18 protein-coding genes and 1 riboswitch are annotated in these 15,500 nt (G+C 30.6%); of the genes, 9 read left to right on the top strand and 9 right to left on the bottom strand.

All coding sequences use genetic code 11. The annotated features are described in order from the left end of the window. Position 1 precedes the first annotated feature (1 nt). Together PW5551_RS05930 and PW5551_RS05925 are read left to right on the top strand one after the other, a co-directional pair. Entirely contained in the window at positions 2-1,384 is a 1,383-nt protein-coding gene (locus PW5551_RS05930) for a hypothetical protein (protein WP_113074878.1), read from the top strand. A 43-nt stretch (positions 1,385-1,427) separates the two neighbouring features. Beyond that, on the top strand, positions 1,428-2,702 hold the full coding sequence (locus PW5551_RS05925; RefSeq protein WP_158526151.1) for a glycogen-binding domain-containing protein: 1,275 nt from the start codon (positions 1,428-1,430) through the stop codon (positions 2,700-2,702). A 76-nt stretch (positions 2,703-2,778) separates the two neighbouring features. Here PW5551_RS05925 and pgl read toward each other — a convergent pair whose 3' ends face one another. The 3 genes from pgl to PW5551_RS05910 form a co-directional block, all read right to left on the bottom strand. Further along, positions 2,779-3,477: a 6-phosphogluconolactonase gene (gene pgl / locus PW5551_RS05920; protein WP_113074876.1), complete on the bottom strand. Its 699-nt coding sequence runs from the start codon at positions 3,475-3,477 to the stop codon at positions 2,779-2,781. Next, the gene (gene zwf / locus PW5551_RS05915; protein WP_113074875.1) at positions 3,458-5,029 is read right to left on the bottom strand and encodes a glucose-6-phosphate dehydrogenase; all 1,572 of its coding nucleotides are present in this window, start codon (positions 5,027-5,029) and stop codon (positions 3,458-3,460) included. The genes pgl and zwf overlap by 20 nt, the downstream gene beginning before the upstream one ends. 112 nt (positions 5,030-5,141) lie before the next feature. Next, on the bottom strand, positions 5,142-6,338 hold the full coding sequence (locus tag PW5551_RS05910; protein WP_113074874.1) for an FprA family A-type flavoprotein: 1,197 nt from the start codon (positions 6,336-6,338) through the stop codon (positions 5,142-5,144). Positions 6,339-6,484: 146 nt separating this feature from the next. Between PW5551_RS05910 and PW5551_RS05905 the strand changes: the two genes are divergently transcribed. The 5 genes from PW5551_RS05905 (at position 6,485) to PW5551_RS05885 (ending at position 9,646) form a co-directional block, all read left to right on the top strand. Continuing rightward, positions 6,485-6,712, top strand: coding sequence for a type II toxin-antitoxin system HicB family antitoxin (locus PW5551_RS05905; RefSeq protein WP_113074873.1), 228 nt, complete (start codon positions 6,485-6,487; stop codon positions 6,710-6,712). Then, positions 6,713-6,838: a type II toxin-antitoxin system HicA family toxin gene (locus PW5551_RS10830; protein WP_113074872.1), complete on the top strand. Its 126-nt coding sequence runs from the start codon at positions 6,713-6,715 to the stop codon at positions 6,836-6,838. 110 nt (positions 6,839-6,948) lie between these two features. Continuing rightward, a riboswitch (SAM riboswitch) is annotated at positions 6,949-7,059 on the top strand. A 94-nt stretch (positions 7,060-7,153) separates the two neighbouring features. Next, on the top strand, positions 7,154-7,984 hold the full coding sequence (locus PW5551_RS05895; RefSeq protein ID WP_113074871.1) for a MetQ/NlpA family ABC transporter substrate-binding protein: 831 nt from the start codon (positions 7,154-7,156) through the stop codon (positions 7,982-7,984). 24 nt (positions 7,985-8,008) lie between these two features. Beyond that, positions 8,009-9,007: a methionine ABC transporter ATP-binding protein gene (locus PW5551_RS05890; protein ID WP_113074870.1), complete on the top strand. Its 999-nt coding sequence runs from the start codon at positions 8,009-8,011 to the stop codon at positions 9,005-9,007. Continuing rightward, positions 9,008-9,646 carry a methionine ABC transporter permease gene (locus PW5551_RS05885; RefSeq protein ID WP_113074869.1) on the top strand — a complete coding sequence of 213 codons (639 nt, stop codon included), beginning with the start codon at positions 9,008-9,010 and terminating at the stop codon, positions 9,644-9,646. A 36-nt stretch (positions 9,647-9,682) separates the two neighbouring features. Here PW5551_RS05885 and PW5551_RS05880 read toward each other — a convergent pair whose 3' ends face one another. The 4 genes from PW5551_RS05880 to PW5551_RS05865 are packed head-to-tail and all read right to left on the bottom strand — an operon-like array spanning position 9,683 to position 13,074. After that, the gene (locus tag PW5551_RS05880) at positions 9,683-10,576 is read right to left on the bottom strand and encodes a glycine betaine ABC transporter substrate-binding protein (RefSeq protein ID WP_233488453.1); all 894 of its coding nucleotides are present in this window, start codon (positions 10,574-10,576) and stop codon (positions 9,683-9,685) included. A 42-nt stretch (positions 10,577-10,618) separates the two neighbouring features. Beyond that, entirely contained in the window at positions 10,619-11,269 is a 651-nt protein-coding gene (locus PW5551_RS05875) for an ABC transporter permease (protein WP_113074867.1), read from the bottom strand. Between the two features lie 13 nt (positions 11,270-11,282). Further along, positions 11,283-12,383 (bottom strand): ATP-binding cassette domain-containing protein, encoded by a 1,101-nt coding sequence (locus PW5551_RS05870; protein WP_113074866.1) that lies wholly within the window; start codon positions 12,381-12,383, stop codon positions 11,283-11,285. Between the two features lie 34 nt (positions 12,384-12,417). Further along, positions 12,418-13,074: an ABC transporter permease gene (locus PW5551_RS05865; RefSeq protein WP_113074865.1), complete on the bottom strand. Its 657-nt coding sequence runs from the start codon at positions 13,072-13,074 to the stop codon at positions 12,418-12,420. A gap of 185 nt (positions 13,075-13,259) precedes the next feature. On the opposite strand from PW5551_RS05865, the gene PW5551_RS05860 reads away from it, so the two are divergent. Next, positions 13,260-13,586, top strand: coding sequence for a helix-turn-helix domain-containing protein (locus PW5551_RS05860; RefSeq protein WP_113074864.1), 327 nt, complete (start codon positions 13,260-13,262; stop codon positions 13,584-13,586). Positions 13,587-13,622: 36 nt separating this feature from the next. Continuing rightward, positions 13,623-14,051, top strand: coding sequence for a hypothetical protein (locus PW5551_RS05855; protein WP_113074863.1), 429 nt, complete (start codon positions 13,623-13,625; stop codon positions 14,049-14,051). Positions 14,052-14,058: 7 nt separating this feature from the next. Here the strand turns inward: PW5551_RS05855 and PW5551_RS05850 are convergent, their stop codons facing one another. Further along, on the bottom strand, positions 14,059-14,445 hold the full coding sequence (locus PW5551_RS05850) for a methylglyoxal synthase (RefSeq protein WP_113074862.1): 387 nt from the start codon (positions 14,443-14,445) through the stop codon (positions 14,059-14,061). 35 nt (positions 14,446-14,480) lie between these two features. Then, complete coding sequence (locus PW5551_RS05845) at positions 14,481-15,485, bottom strand: M42 family metallopeptidase (protein ID WP_113074861.1); 1,005 nt, start codon at positions 15,483-15,485, stop codon at positions 14,481-14,483. Positions 15,486-15,500 lie beyond the last annotated feature (15 nt).

Genomic DNA, 15,500 nt, shown 5'->3' with positions numbered 1-15,500 from the left:
GTTGAAAGCTAAGAAATTATTTTTAATTTCGATAATTGTATTATCCATAACTATTTTCTTTGGATCTGTTAATCTTGGTGGAAGTGTAGAATTTAACTTAAATTATGAATTTCCTCAAGAAGAAGATGCGTTGCTTTATGATAATTTCAACAAGGCAGATCTTTACTTCAAGTTTTTTGGAGATGGGTTGAGAGGTGAATTTAATTTAAACAAGGATGCAAATGATAATTTATTGGTTTCTTCTTCCGAGTTTAAATATAAGTTTGAAAAATTAGATTTTACAACCTATTGGAATAGGAGAAGTGTATCTACGGATGATTGGCTGAAGATAGTAAACAACGAAAAAGTAGAGGCAGTGGATGGGATCAAAATCTATTCAGATTTAGATAATTGGGGTAAGTTAAGTTTTTACGCTGTTGATAAATCCGGATACATGCTTAATCTACTACATTATAGGCTCCCTGAATTTATTGGAATAAATTCAAGTGTCTTATATTTAAAAGACTACAAAAATAAATTTTTAGATTATAACGAACTTATAGGTTTTGACTTTAATATAGGAGTATTTGAAGCCATTGAACCATATGGAGAAGCTGTATTTTCTTATCAGCAAGATGTTTATACCGCTTCATATGATATTGATGAAAATTATATTTTATTTGGTGGAGTAAAAGGTAAATTAGGGGAATTTTCTTATAATTTCAATACTACTTATATAGCGGATAATTTTTATAGAGGGTATTCTCCCGATAGTTTAAACGAAAATATTTATTTAGAAACTAAATATAAAGATATTCGTTTGACAAATAAACTAGAAGTTGATTTTAGTAAAGAAACAGAAATAGATAGATTGAGAAGTAATCTATATATAAATAATTTTGAATTGTATGTATCTCCAGATTTTGAAGGATCTTTTTCTGATTTTAACATGGATGGTTCTGAAATATCTGTGACATATAATCAAGAACTTTCCATTCCATTTTTGAATTGGTATAAGGTTTCATTGTACAAGAGAGGCTGGGAGGATGATTGGACAGATATAACAACATACAAACCTTTTAGATTATATTTGGAAGGAAATTATGAGGTTTTAGGATTTAAAGGAAATATGAAGTATGCCTTTGGTAATCCAGTTTCAGAAGCGGCGTTTCAATCTTTAGGTGAACTATATTATGTTGATGTTTCAAGAAATTTCGATCAGATTTCTACGTTAGTTAAGGTTCAATATATACAAGGTATAATAGAAAAATATTTTACAGTATATGGTGAAATGGGTTACAATCTTCCAAATGGTAATATAAAATTATATGTTGGTGATGGTGATTTTGAAAATTCGCTTCAATTTAAAAGACAGATTGGTATAACGACAACTTATTACTTTTAATTAATAAAAAAAACAAAAATAGAGAAATTTTGGAGGTGGAATGATGAAGAAATTCATATTTGTTGGGATATTTTCTTTGCTGATAGTATTTTCTTTTTCCAAGGTTTACGTTGAAGATGGAATGGTTGTTTTTGAGTATGAAAACCCAACAGCAGATACGGTTTTTGTAGCTGGAACTTTCAATAATTGGAGTACTTCAGCTTGGGAAATGGAATATTATGAAGGAGTTTGGGTTTATGTAACTAATTTACAACCTGGAGTTTATGAATACAAGTACGTGGTAAATGGAACAGATTGGTACGAAGACCCAGAGTCTCCAGATTATATCCCTGATCCATATGGGGGAAGGAATTCAAAATTTGAGTTAATACTTGTTAATGGAAAGTTACAAATAGTTACTGGGTTATCAGAAGAAGAAGGTGCTTCCTCTTTTATTTCTGGCGAATATAAATTTGGTTTGAAGACAAAGTTAGAAGAAGAGACTGGATTTTTTGCAGGTCCGAAGGTCTCAAATGAAGTTGTGTTAAGTTTAAATCCAAATGTTCAAAATTCTGATTTAGAATTAAAAATAGGAGCAGATTCTACTAATTATCAATTTAAAGTTCTAGGGATGAAGGCATTTTGGGGATTTGAAAATCTATCATTTGGAGCTTTTTACAAATCAGAGGTTAATCCAAATTATGTTTTTGAATATGAAAATCCAGAAAAAAAATTACCGGGTTTTGGATTTTTTTATAACTGGAATGATTTGAATGTTGGTTTAAATATCTATTCTCAAAGTGACAAACTGAAATATGATGTTTTTGGAAGTTATTTCTTCGGTGATTATGGTTTTAGCGTTTTATTTGATACGGTTGATTCTACGTCTTTAGTTTTTAGAGGAGATGTATTTGATTTTTATGCAGAAGTTGAAATGAAAGATTTAGAATTTGATAAAATCCTTGCAGGTTATGAAAAAGAGGATAAATACGGTATTAATTTGGGATACTCCATGTTAAATGAGGATTTAATGCTAGATGGATATTTGATCCTTGGAAATATTGATGTGGATGGAGCTGCATATTATGAGATGAAAGTGGATAATTTCTTTGCAGTTAAGGTAGGAGCAGGCTATACACTATCGGAATTGTATAGGATAGGAGGTAATTTGTACTATAACGCCGATGAAAATTTTGGATATGATATTAATTTTAAAGTTTCAGGAGACGATATACCAGTTGAATTGAAGGTTTCATTCGGTAATCAAATGCCCACAGACGATCTTACGGCTTTTGAAGAAGATAAGTATCTTTCTTTTTCACTTATAGCAGAATTTTAAAATTATTTTCCCCTTCTACTTTTAATTAAAGAAATAAAAAATTAATAAATTTTTAAGGGACTGATTTTTAAGTCCCTTATTTTTTAATATACATAAAGATATTCTTGGCATTAACTTTGGCAGCGGGATATTTTTTTTCGGCAATTTTTGGTTCTTTGATAATTTGGTCTATAATTTTTTCTTTTCCCTTGTAGGAAGATAAAAACAAAATGTTTTCTGCCTTGTCCAAAATCTTGTAAGTTACAGTTATTCTTGGTACTTTTGGGGATCCATAAGGAGCAGTATTAACGACTAATCTTTCATGTTCATTTATGATCTCACTATCTGGAAAGATAGAAGCAGTATGTCCATCGTTACCTAAACCAAGCATTATTAAATCAAAAACAGGTTCATCGTTTTCAAAAAAGTTTACTATTTCTTTTTCATACTCTTTAGCTGCTTTTTCCAGTTCTAATTCCGTTTTTATTCTATGAACGTTTTTATCAGGAATTTCTATCTTACTAATTAAAGAGTCGAAAGCAGGTTTAAAATTACTTAAATCCGAACTTTTATCAACGTATCGTTCATCACCCCAAAACAAATGAACATTTTGCCAATTTATTTTGTTTTTGTATTCTTCACCCAGTTTATTATAAACAGGAATAGGTGTCTTTCCTCCAGAAAGCATTAAAGTAAATTCGTTCTTTTTTTTAAGATATGTAGAAATGAGTTTGTATATAAAATTAGCTGATTTATCTATAAAATCTTTTTCTTCCTCAAAAAACTTTATCTGCACGTATCTCTTCTCCCTCTTGGTTTAATTCTAAGTTGCGCCATTGTCTTTGGTCTTTTTCTAATAGTTTAAAAGATTCAATAGGACCCCAACTACCAGCGGGATAAAATAGTAAACCTTTATCTTTTTGTTCTTCCCATTTTTCTAAAAGTGGTGTGAAAAGTTTCCAAGACACGTCCATTGCATCGCTTCTTACAAAAAGGGTTTGATCTCCAACCATTGCATCTAGTAGTAACCTTTCATAGGCATCAGGACCTTTAAATTTGAAAAAATCGTTGTAGTTAAAATCCATACTTAACGTGTTTAAACAAAGTTTAGAGCCAGGCTGTTTCGCTTGTATTTTTAGTGAGAAACCTTCATCTGGTTGGATGTTGAGTATCAAAATATTCTGCTCTAAATCAAGATTATTTTTTGCAAAGATAGAATGTGGAACTTCTTTGAAAATTATCGCTATTTCAGTAACTCTTCTTTTGAGTCTTTTTCCAGCTCTTAAATAAAAAGGAACACCACTCCATCTCCAATTGTCTATATTAAATTTGCCCGCAACAAATGTTTCAATATTAGAATTTGGGTTCACATTTTTTTCTGATCGATAAGCGGAGACTTCTTCACCGTTTAAAAACCCTTCTTTGTATTGAGCCCTTACAAAATATTTGTCTATATCTTTTTTATCGTAGGATCTTATACTTTTTAGTAATTTATTTTTTTCATCTCTTACACTTCTGTCTTCTAAAGAAGCTGGAGGTTCCATTGCAACAAGAGTTAGAAGTTGCATCATATGGTTTTGAAACATATCTCTTAATAGACCAGCTTGTTCAAAGTAGCCGGCTCTGTGCTCCACACCAAGTGTTTCAGCAACAGTTATTTGAACGTTATCTATGTATTTATAATTCCAAATAGGTTCAAAAACAATATTTGCGAACCTGAGCATCATAATATTCTGAACGGTTTCCTTTCCAAGATAGTGATCAATTCTGTATATTTGAGATTCGTTTAAATATTTGTGTAATTCTTTGTCTATTTCTTGGGAGGTTTTTAAGTCTCTTCCGAATGGTTTTTCTATAATTATTCTTGAATAACTTCCTTCTTTTTCGACAGTTAATTCAAAATTTCCCAAACGTTTTATTATTTCTAGATAAACGTTTGGAGGTGTAGAGAGATAAAATAAATAATTTTGGTTTGTTTTAAAAATATTATCAAGAAGATTAAGACGATTTTTTAAATTTGTGTATAAAGAATCATCATTATAATAACCTGAGAGATAGAATATTTTTTCTAAAAATTTATCAACAATGAATAAATCTTCTTTTTCTTCTAATAGTCGTGACTTTATATTCTCTCGATATTCTTCGTCTGTGTATTTAGTTCTTGCTATACCTAACAAAAAGAACTCTTCAGGTAGTAAATTTTTCTTAAAAAGTGTGTATATAGAAGGAATCAATTTTCTAAAAGTTAAATCTCCTGATGCCCCAAAAATTATTATTGATGAGGGACCAGGTTTTATTTCTTCACAAAGTTGTGCTCTAGATATTCTTGTTTTAGTTTTTTGTTCCATATTTTTAAAATCACCTCTTTTTCATTAAGAAAACCAAAAGTAAAAAAATACTAGAAGAGAAATTATTTCTTCTAGTATTTTAACACGACAAAAAAGATAATGATTTACAGATTCATGAATTTATTTTATTAGACATAGCTTTTGCAAGTTCATCCAATTTTTTAAAATCATCTTCCTTTGCAGAAAGTCTTGCTTCTACTGGTTCATACACGAGGGGCCATTTCATCTGTTCATTGTATTTTACTATAGTTGATACTCCACCACCACTCCATCCATATGTACCAAAGATACCTAAGACATGATTTTTAATATTATTGTGAGATAACCATTGAACTAAAGATTCCATATATGGGAAAAGTCCTTGGTTATATGTACAACTCCCTAATATTAAACCCTTATACCTCCAAATTTCATTTATTATATGAGATATATGAGTTTTGGAAACATCCATAATTTTAATTTCTTTAATTCCATCTTCGGCGAGCTTTCTTGCTATATAATCTGCCATTTCTTCGGTGTTTCCATACATTGACCCATATGCAATTACAACGCCTTTTTCTGTTTCATATTTACTCCATTTATCGTATAATGTAAATATTCTTTGAGGATCTTTTCGCCATACAGGGCCATGAGTTGCAGCGATTATTTTTATTTCAATATTAGCTTCATTTAATTTTCCAAAAGCTTTTTGAACCATAGGGGAGTATTTTCCAACTATATTAGAAAAGTATCTTCTAATTTCATCTTCAAAAAAGTCTATCTTAACCTCATCATCAAATATTCCTCCATCTAATGTACCAAATCCTCCAAAAGCATCGCCTGAAAAAAGAATTTTATCAGTTTCATCATAAGTCATCATAGTTTCAGGCCAATGAACCATCGGGGTAAGATAAAATTTTAGTTTGTGATTTCCCAAGTCTAAAAGATCTCCATCTTTTATTTCTTGATAGTTGTCCTGTATTTGATATAGGTTTTGCATAAATTGAAATGTAGTTCGATTTCCAATAATTTTAAGATTTGGAAATTCATGTAGAAGTTCCGGAATAGCCCCAGAATGGTCTGGTTCCATATGATTAACGATAAGGTAATCAAGAGGTTTGCCATTTAAAAGTTGTCTTATCTTGGAAAAAAGTTCAGAGATTTTTGTTTCTTTAACAGCATCTATTAAGGCAGTTTTTTCATCTACTATTAGATAAGAATTATAACTAACCCCTTTTTCAAGAGGCCAAAGTTTTTCAAAAAGCACTGTATCCCTATCATTTACCCCAACATAATAAACATTATCACTGATTTTTATATTACCGTTCATATTCATTCCTCCTTGCATGTTTGTTTGATTATTCACTAATTATTATATCACAGTATATATGCTAATTTCAAAATAAGTATGGTATATATAGTATTGTATAACGTATGGTATAATTAAATAAGAAAGACAAACTTTGAGGTGATTATATGAAAAAATTGACTTATAAGATACTTTTGAGAAAAGAACCGGAAGGAGGATACACAGTAATAGTTCCAACATTAACAGGATGTGTTACCTACGGAAAAACAATAGAAGAAGCTATAAAAATGGCTAAAGAGGCTATCGATTTGTATTTAGAAAGTTTGATTGAAAATGGGGAAGAAATACCTACCGAGGATAAAACTTTAGAATATACATTGACGGTTGATATTTAAATGTCAAAATTACCTTCTTTTAATTCTAAACAGATAATAAGGACTTTGAGAAAAAATGGTTTTAAATTGGATAGAGTAAAAGGTAGTCATCATATTTATGTTAACGAAAAGACTAAGAAATATTAAAACAAGTTGGAATAGATAAGAATTATTTGTAATTTTTCTTTTGGAAAGAGAAAGATGTTGTCTTGACTTTTAAAAATAAATATGGTATTATTAGTTAAAATTAATAAATTTCCTTATCAAGAGTGGTGGAGGGACTGGCCCTGTGAAGCCCGGCAACCTACATGATACAAAATATCATGTAACGGTGCCAAATCCTGCAGAGGAATTCTGGGAGATAAGGAGAGGAAAAATTTATAAATAATTAAACCTCTTCCATACCCAGGAAGAGGTTTTTTAATATTTATCTAAAAACTAAAACCTAGGGAGGGAGTACACATGAAAATAAACACAAGAGTAGTAAAGGTATTGATTCTATTTGTTTTTTTTGGAGTTTTATTAAATCAAGTTGGTTTTGCTGCATTTGGATTTGGAGGGGGAAAAAGCTTTAAAGTAGGAGCTACACCTGTTCCACATGCAGAAATCCTTGAGTTTGTTAAAGATGATTTTGAAGAAAAGACGGGAGTAAAATTGGATATAGTTATCTTCACAGATTACGTACAACCTAATTTGGCTTTGGAAGATGGTTCAATTGATGCGAATTATTTTCAACACGAACCTTATTTAGAAACTTTTACAAGAGAAAGGGGTATAAATGATTTAGTTTCTATTGCTAAGATACACGTTGAACCTATGGGTTTCTATTTAAAAAAGGATCTAAAAGATTTAAAAAAAGGTGATTTGATAATACTACCTAACGATGTAACAAACGAAGGAAGGTCTTTGTTATTACTTCAAGAAAACGGGATTATAAAATTAAACGATAGAGAAGATCCTTTGGTTGCAACTATTAAAGATATTCTTGAAAATCCTTATGGTTTAAAATTCAAGGAATTAGAAGCACCTTATTTGCCAAGAACTTATAAGAGTGACAAGAACGTTGTAGGAGCAGTTATTAACACAAATTATGCTATTGAAGCTGATTTAAATCCATTAAAAGATGCAGTTTTCTATGAAGGAGCTGAATCTCCGTATGCCAATATAATTGCGGTTAAAGAAAATAGAGCTGATGATGAGTTAGTTAAGGCACTTGTTGAAGTGTTAACTACGGAAAAGGTAAGAAACTTTATCCTAGAAAAATACAATGGAGCAGTAGTTCCTGTTTTCTAATTTTTTAAAAGGAGAATATTATAAGTGTTAAGAATAAAAGATCTTAATCTTGTATATGACGAAAACTTGCATGTTTTAAAAAATATAAACTTTACCGTAGAAGATGGAGAAATTTTAGGAATAATTGGGCTTTCTGGAGCAGGTAAAACATCTCTTTTAAGAACACTCAACCTCCTCCAATCGCCCACTTCCGGGGAAATTTATTTGGATGATTTGGAGATAACTCATTTAGAGAGTAACGAATTAAGAAAAATAAGGAAGAAAATAAGTATAGTATTTCAAAATTTTAATTTGTTAAGTTCGAGAACGGTTTTTCAAAATGTATCTTTACCGCTAGAGATAGAAAAAATTGCTAAAGTAGATATAAAATCATCTGTAGATAAAATATTGAATGATCTTAATCTGTCTCATAGAAAAGATGCTTATCCATCCCAACTTTCTGGTGGAGAAAAACAAAGAACAGCTATTGCTAGAGCATTAATCAGTAATCCTGATATTATTTTATTCGATGAACCTACTTCTTCGCTTGATCCAAGTACCACTCAAAAGATACTTGATTTGATATTAGAGATTAACAAGAGTACTAAAAAGTCAATATTGATAGTCACACATGAAATGGATGTTATTAAGAAGATATGTGATAAAGTAGTTTATTTAAAAAATGGTAGTGTTGATTTCTTTGGTAAAGTTCACGAATTTTTTATAGAAAAAGAAAACGAATTAAATAAAGAATTTTATCAGGAAATAAATATTGATTGGAAAAAAGTTAGAGAAGTAGTTAAAGGTGAACACGACAGGTTGATAAAAGTAGTTTTCTGGGGCGAAAAAACTCATGAACCTATATTACATGAAGTTTCTAAAAAGTATGATATTACGTTAAATGTACTTTATGGCAAAATAGAACATTTAAAAGATAACCCATACGGAACTTTAATTTTAGAAGTTGTTTCTGATGAAAATGAGATGGAGAAATTTCTAGAAGAACTTTCTGCCAAAGTTTATAAAGTTGAGGTGCTGAAATAAATGGTCCAAGATCTTATAGTAGCCACACTTGAAACGTTGTACATGACTTTTGTTTCAGGATTTATATCAATATTGTTAGGTATTCCTTTGGGAATAGCGCTTTATTTACTATCTAAAAGTAACAATAGTTCCTCTAGAAAGTTATATTCTGTACTTGATTGGATTGTAAATATTTTTAGATCCATACCTTTTATAATTTTGATAATATTGATAATTCCATTGACAAGATTGTTGACTGGTACGATAATTGGTTCGACTGCGGCTATTGTTCCTTTAAGTATTGCCGCAATACCTTTTATGGCAAGACTCGCTGAAAACTCTTTTAATAATCTTTCACAAGGATTGTGGGATACCTCAGTTTCGATGGGTATGACAAACAGGCAGTTTGTTTTGAAGGTATTGTTGCCTGAAACTGCTCCTGAGATGATTTCTAATATAACTTTATTGATTATTAACTTGATTACTTATACAGCGATAGCCGGTGCAGTAGGAGCTGGGGGGCTTGGAGCAATGGCTATAAATTATGGTTATCAAAGATTTAGAATGGATGTTTTATTATATGATGTTGCGATTTTAATCTTATTAACTCAAATCATTCAATTTTCTGGATCAAAGTTAGCGAATTCTTTAAGAAAATAAAAAACCGGGATAGTCCCGGTTTTTTAATTTTTAAACTTAATCTATTAGTCCTAAACCTTCCAAATAATCTCTTGCAACTATTTTAGGTTCTAATCCTTCGATATCCACTCTATAGTTTAACCTTATAAGTACATCTTGATTAAGATATAAAGTAAGTGGTCTCAATATTTCTTCAATTTCCGGGTATTTATTTAATACATCTTCCCTTACAGCATAAGAAATATGATAGTATGGCCAGAAGTTCAAGTCGTCTTCAAGAACGTATAAATTATATCTTAAAATCTTTGGATCGGTGGCAAAGACCATTGCTATGTCTATTTTTTTGTTTGCAAGAGCTTCATAAGTCAAACCGTCATCCATAGTTGATACTTGAGAATTTGGAATATTTAAACCGTAATGTTCTGCAAAAGCAAAGAATCCATCTGGTCTTTCGTAAAATTCATAACCAACTCCTACAACAAATTCTTTAGGATGTTCATTCCAATAAGCAACTAAATCAGATAAATTTTCAAATCCATACTTTTCATGATCTTCTCTTCGTATAGCTAATGCATAGGTATTATTAGCGTTGATCCTATCAAGCCAAACTATTTCATTTTCTGCATCTAATTCTCTTACTTTTTGAAGTAATTCATCGGGATCTGCTATCAATTCTTCTTGGTCAAGATAAGTAACCCATGCTGTACCTGTATAATCTGCGTATAAATCAATTTGTCCTGTTAACAAGGCTTGTCTTGCAACTAAAGAACTTAGTCCAAATCTTTCGACAATTTGAAAACCATTTTCTTCAAGAAGTAATGATGCTAAATTACCTAAAACATATTGCTCAGTGAAATTTTTTGCACCAACGGTTAAAGTAGCTCCAAACACACTAGTTAATGAAACAACACCTATTAAAAGAAGTAATACCAATTTTTTCAATGTTAACACCTCCATTAAAAGATTTTGGAAAGAAAGTAAACCAATATATCTTTATTCACTTTGTAATTTGAGACCTTCCGATGTCATTTTATTTTGAACTACTCCTAGAATGAGATCAATTAAGACAGCCATTATTGAAACAGGTATCGCACCGGCTAATATCATTTCATATTTGAACGTACCTAGTCCGATAAAGATAAGTTCTCCTAAACCTCCTGCACCAATTGCTGATGCTATAGTAGCTGTTCCCAGGTTTATAATAGCTGCGTTTCTAATACCTGAAAAAATAGTTGGTATTGCGTTAGGTATTTCAACTCTCCATAAAATCATTCTGTTGGTCATGCCCATACCTTTCGCTGCTTCAATCATATCTTTATCGATTCCGAAAAGCCCGGAAGCAGTATTAAATGTGATAGGGACTATACTATATAGAAAAAGTGCGAAAATCGCTGGAGCAGCTCCTATTCCCATGAATATAAAAACTAGAGCAATAACAGCTATACTTGGTACGGCTTGCGCCATACCGGTAATTATTAGAGCTACTCTTCCTCCTCTTTCTCTACCAGGGCGAGTAACGTATATTCCTATTAACATTCCAACAACAATAGCTAGTGCCCAAGATATAGCGAATAAATATAAATGTTCTAAAGCTTTTATTCCCATATATCCTAAATTCTGACTTACGTAAGAAAAAAAAGCCATATTATCCTCCTTTTCAAACTTCTTCACTGTTTGGTATCTGTTCGAATATAGCTTTTAAGTTTATTACTCCTAAGACCTCTTGCTTATCTGTGATTACTGGTATATTTGTACTAGAAGAACTTAATATCTTATTCAAAGCTTCATATAAGCTAGAATTTTCTGTGACAAAATCTTTTTTAAATGCTTTTTGAAGTCTGGAAAAATCGGGTATGCGTTTTAATTTTTTGGTTTCAACGAAGCCTATAAATTTATTATTTTGATTGACAAATATGGTGATAGGATAATAATTTTTTGATTTGCTTTTAATTTTTTCAAAATCTTCGTTCAATTTGAATATTTGAATGTCTTTGAATAAACTTTCCTTTACTTTCATGAATTCCAAGGATTTAAATTGGCTATCCTCACCTAAAATATCTTTCACGAAATCATTTTTTGGATTTTGAACAACTTGTTGTGTCTCATCATATTGAACGAGTTTTCCTTCATTAAAAATTGCAATTTTATCTCCTAGTTTTAATGCTTCTCTAATATCATGGGTAACAAAAATGATCGTCTTTTTAATTTTTTCTTGTATTTCTATAAAAGCATCTTGTAAAGTTTCTCTATTAATCGGATCGATAGCGCCAAAAGGTTCATCCATTAACAAAATATCTGGATCAGCTGCAAGACCTCTTGCTACACCCACTCTTTGCCGTTGCCCACCTGATAATTGAGCAGGATATTTTAAAGTTTGAGATTCTTCCAAATTTACTAAATCCACTAACTCATATACCCTCTTTTTTATTTTATCTTCAGTCCATTTTAAAAGTCTCGGAACAACTGCTATATTGTCAAAAACATTCATATGTGGGAATAATCCAATCTCTTGAATAACATAACCAATACGTCTTCTAAGTTCAATTGGGTTTATATCATCTATTGAAGTTCCATCGAATTTAATATCCCCTGAGGTTCTTTCAATTAATCTATTTATCATCTTTAATGTTGTGGTTTTTCCACATCCAGAAGGTCCTATTAGAATCGTTAATTTATGATCTTCAAATTCAATATTTAAATTGTTAACTGCTGTGAAATCTCCATATTTTTTGGTTAGATCTATTAATTGTATAGCCATTTGAAATTGTTCCTCCTATTTCTTTATAGTGTTTTTAATCTTTTATTTTTAATCCTTTAGGAGTTATTAAATCTTCGAATTTTAGAAGTAAATAATTAGCTAAAATACCTAAAATTGAAACTAAAATTACCCCAGTAATAACCATTGGATATCTTGATCGGCTTAAACCTGCGAATATAAAATATCCTAATCCTCCAGATGCAACAAAGTATCCTAAAGTTGCTACTCCTACTCCCATGACTACAGCGTTTCTTACACCGGACATTATTGTTGCTATAGATAATGGTAACCTGATTTTGAATAAAATCTGAGATTCTGTCATGCCCATGCCTTTGGCGGCTTCAATCATTCCGGGATCAAGAGATTGAATAGCAACTAATGTGTTTCTAATTATAGGTAGTAGAGAATAAATTATTAAAGCGATAACTGCAGGAGTTACCCCCAATCCAGCACCAAAAGGAGAAAGAACAACAACCATGATTCCAAAAAGCGCTAAACTAGGTATGGTCATTAAAATGCTTGCAATGTATATTACTATATTTGCAGCTTTAGGATGGCGGGAAATAAAGATTCCTGTAGGAACTCCTATACCAATAGAAAAAGGTAATGATAATCCAATAATCTTTAAATGATTCAGGAATTCTTTCCAAATAATACTTGAATTAGTCGAAATATATTCAAAAAGCTCCACAATCTCACTCCTTTACTGTTTCTTCATAAATAAATATTTTGAATAGAAATTTAATTGGATATAATTAGTTTGGTAATAATTATTATAACATACTTTTAATCTTTTTAAAATATAAAAAAGTTACAATTGAGTAAAAATATAAAAATTAAAATCTTTTAAAATATTTTTATTGAGAGGTGAGATAATTGAATGAGAAAGAAAATAAATGGGAAGAAATAGATAAGAGCTCTTTATTAGATTTCGTGTACGAGATAAAGAAAAGAAGGTTACAATTAGGGATTACCCAAAAAAGTCTCGCACAGAAGATGGGTACAACTCAAGCTATTATCTCCAAATTTGAAAAAGGTAATTATAACCCCACTTTTATGTTCTTACAGAGACTTGCAGAAGTTTTGGGTGGTAAGATAAAATTATATTTGGAGGTAGTAAATGATGAAAAAATAAAAAAAGATTCAAATTTTAATAATGAAGATAATTTCGAAGAGATTTTTCACCTAAAATTAGAGGAATAATTTGATAATAAATATAAAATAAGGAGTAGATTTTTTGTGAAAGAAAAAAACAACAAGATAAAGCTTCTTAGAGAATTAAAAATTAAAAATATCTTTTTAGAGAGTGAATTTTTTGAAAGAACAAGTAAAAAGCAATTGGAAAAAATTGATGAAATTTCTATAGAAAGAGGATATGTTTATGAGCAAGTTCAAAAAGAATTAAATTTAATAGTAACTTATAGAATCTTTCTGGAAAGAGAAAATACTAGGGTAGCATATTACACTATAACTTTTAGAGAAATTTTTGAAACTGATATAAATTTTGAATCATTGTTAAAAAATTCTAGGGCCAAAAAATTCTATCTAGAAAACTATGCAGATAAAATTCTTTGGCCCTATCTTAGAATATATTTAAATGAAGTTCTTATGAAATCCAGACTTCCGCAAATAATATTACCTATTAATATAGAAAATCAATCTTTTTAGAAAAATTTCACTTTTGATTGTTAAGCTTTTTTTGAATCTCTAAGACTATGGCTTCAGCAGTTGCTAAATTAGTTGCTAAAGGTATATTATGTACATCACATATTCTCAGAACAGCAGATACATCAGGTTCGTGTGGTTGAGCAGTTAAGGGGTCTCTAAGGAAAATAACAAAATCAATTCTACCGGATACTGCCAAAGCACCGATTTGCAAATCTCCTCCTAACGGTCCAGATTCAAAGGTTTGTATTTCTAATCCCACTTTCTCTTTTAAGATTTTTCCAGTGGTATTTGTGGCATATAATTTGCAATTTTTGAATACATCTTTCCATTCTTTGGCGAACATTGCTAAATCTAGCTTCTTTTTGTCGTGAGCTATCAAAGCTACATTTACCATGTTTTAATCTCTCCCGAAATAGATTTATTGAAAATTTAAAATTCACTTTCTGTTAGTTTTGACAACAACTCAACCGAGTGGGTTACATCATTATATGCGATCATTTCGTGTGGTGAGTGAATATATCTTGTTGGAATAGATATCGTACAGCTTGGGATACCTGATTTTGTTCTTTGATATCCTGCCGCATTTGTTCCTCCAAAAGTGAGCACTTCTAGTTGATAAGGAATATTATTTTTTATTGAAGTGTCTTTTATCCATTCTACAACTTCTCGGTCACTTACTGATAGGTTATCTTTTATTTTAATGCAAGGTCCTTTACCTAAGGCCATATTCATTCTTTTAAGAGCTTTTGGAGTATCCAAAGAATCTGTTACATCTACTGCTATAGCCCTGTCAACATCATAGTCATATGAAGAAACAAAAGCTCCAACAATACCAACTTCTTCTTGGACGGTAAAGGCAAAAATAATTGTATGTTTATTATTTTTTATGGTTTTTATGGTTTCTATAAGAATAGCACAACCAATTCTGTCATCCATGGCTTTTGATAAACAGTAATTCCCATAATCAACAAAACCATCGGAAAAAGTTCCAAAAGTACCGATTGGAGTTATTTTTTCCGCTTCCTCTTTTGATGAAACACCTATATCTACATATATATTATCGAAAGATAAATTTTTATAATTTTCTTGTAGTTCTTTCTGACTTTCTCCTTCAACCCCAACAACTCCGATTCTATCGTTCAATTTGAGTCTACTTCCAATTAAATTAACAACATCTTGCCCACCAACTTGTTCTACTTTCAAAAAACCATTATCTAATATGTGTGTAACAACAACGCCTATTTCATCCATATGAGCATCAAATAATATAGTTTTTCCAGAATTTCCTTTTTTTATAGCAATCAAGTTTCCTATTTTATCAGTTTTTATTTCATCTACGTGGTCTTTAATCTCTTCTTTTATAAAATCTCTTACCTTTTCTTCCCTTCCACTTGGTCCGTATAATTCAGTTATCTTTTTTATTAGCTCTTTCATAATTTATGCACCTGC

It is taken from the genome of Petrotoga sp. 9PW.55.5.1, assembly GCF_003265365.1.
Taxonomy (GTDB): Bacteria; Thermotogota; Thermotogae; order Petrotogales; family Petrotogaceae; genus Petrotoga.
The sequence above is the reverse complement of the archived record's forward strand: the minus strand, read 5'-3'. Positions and strand labels throughout refer to the sequence as shown.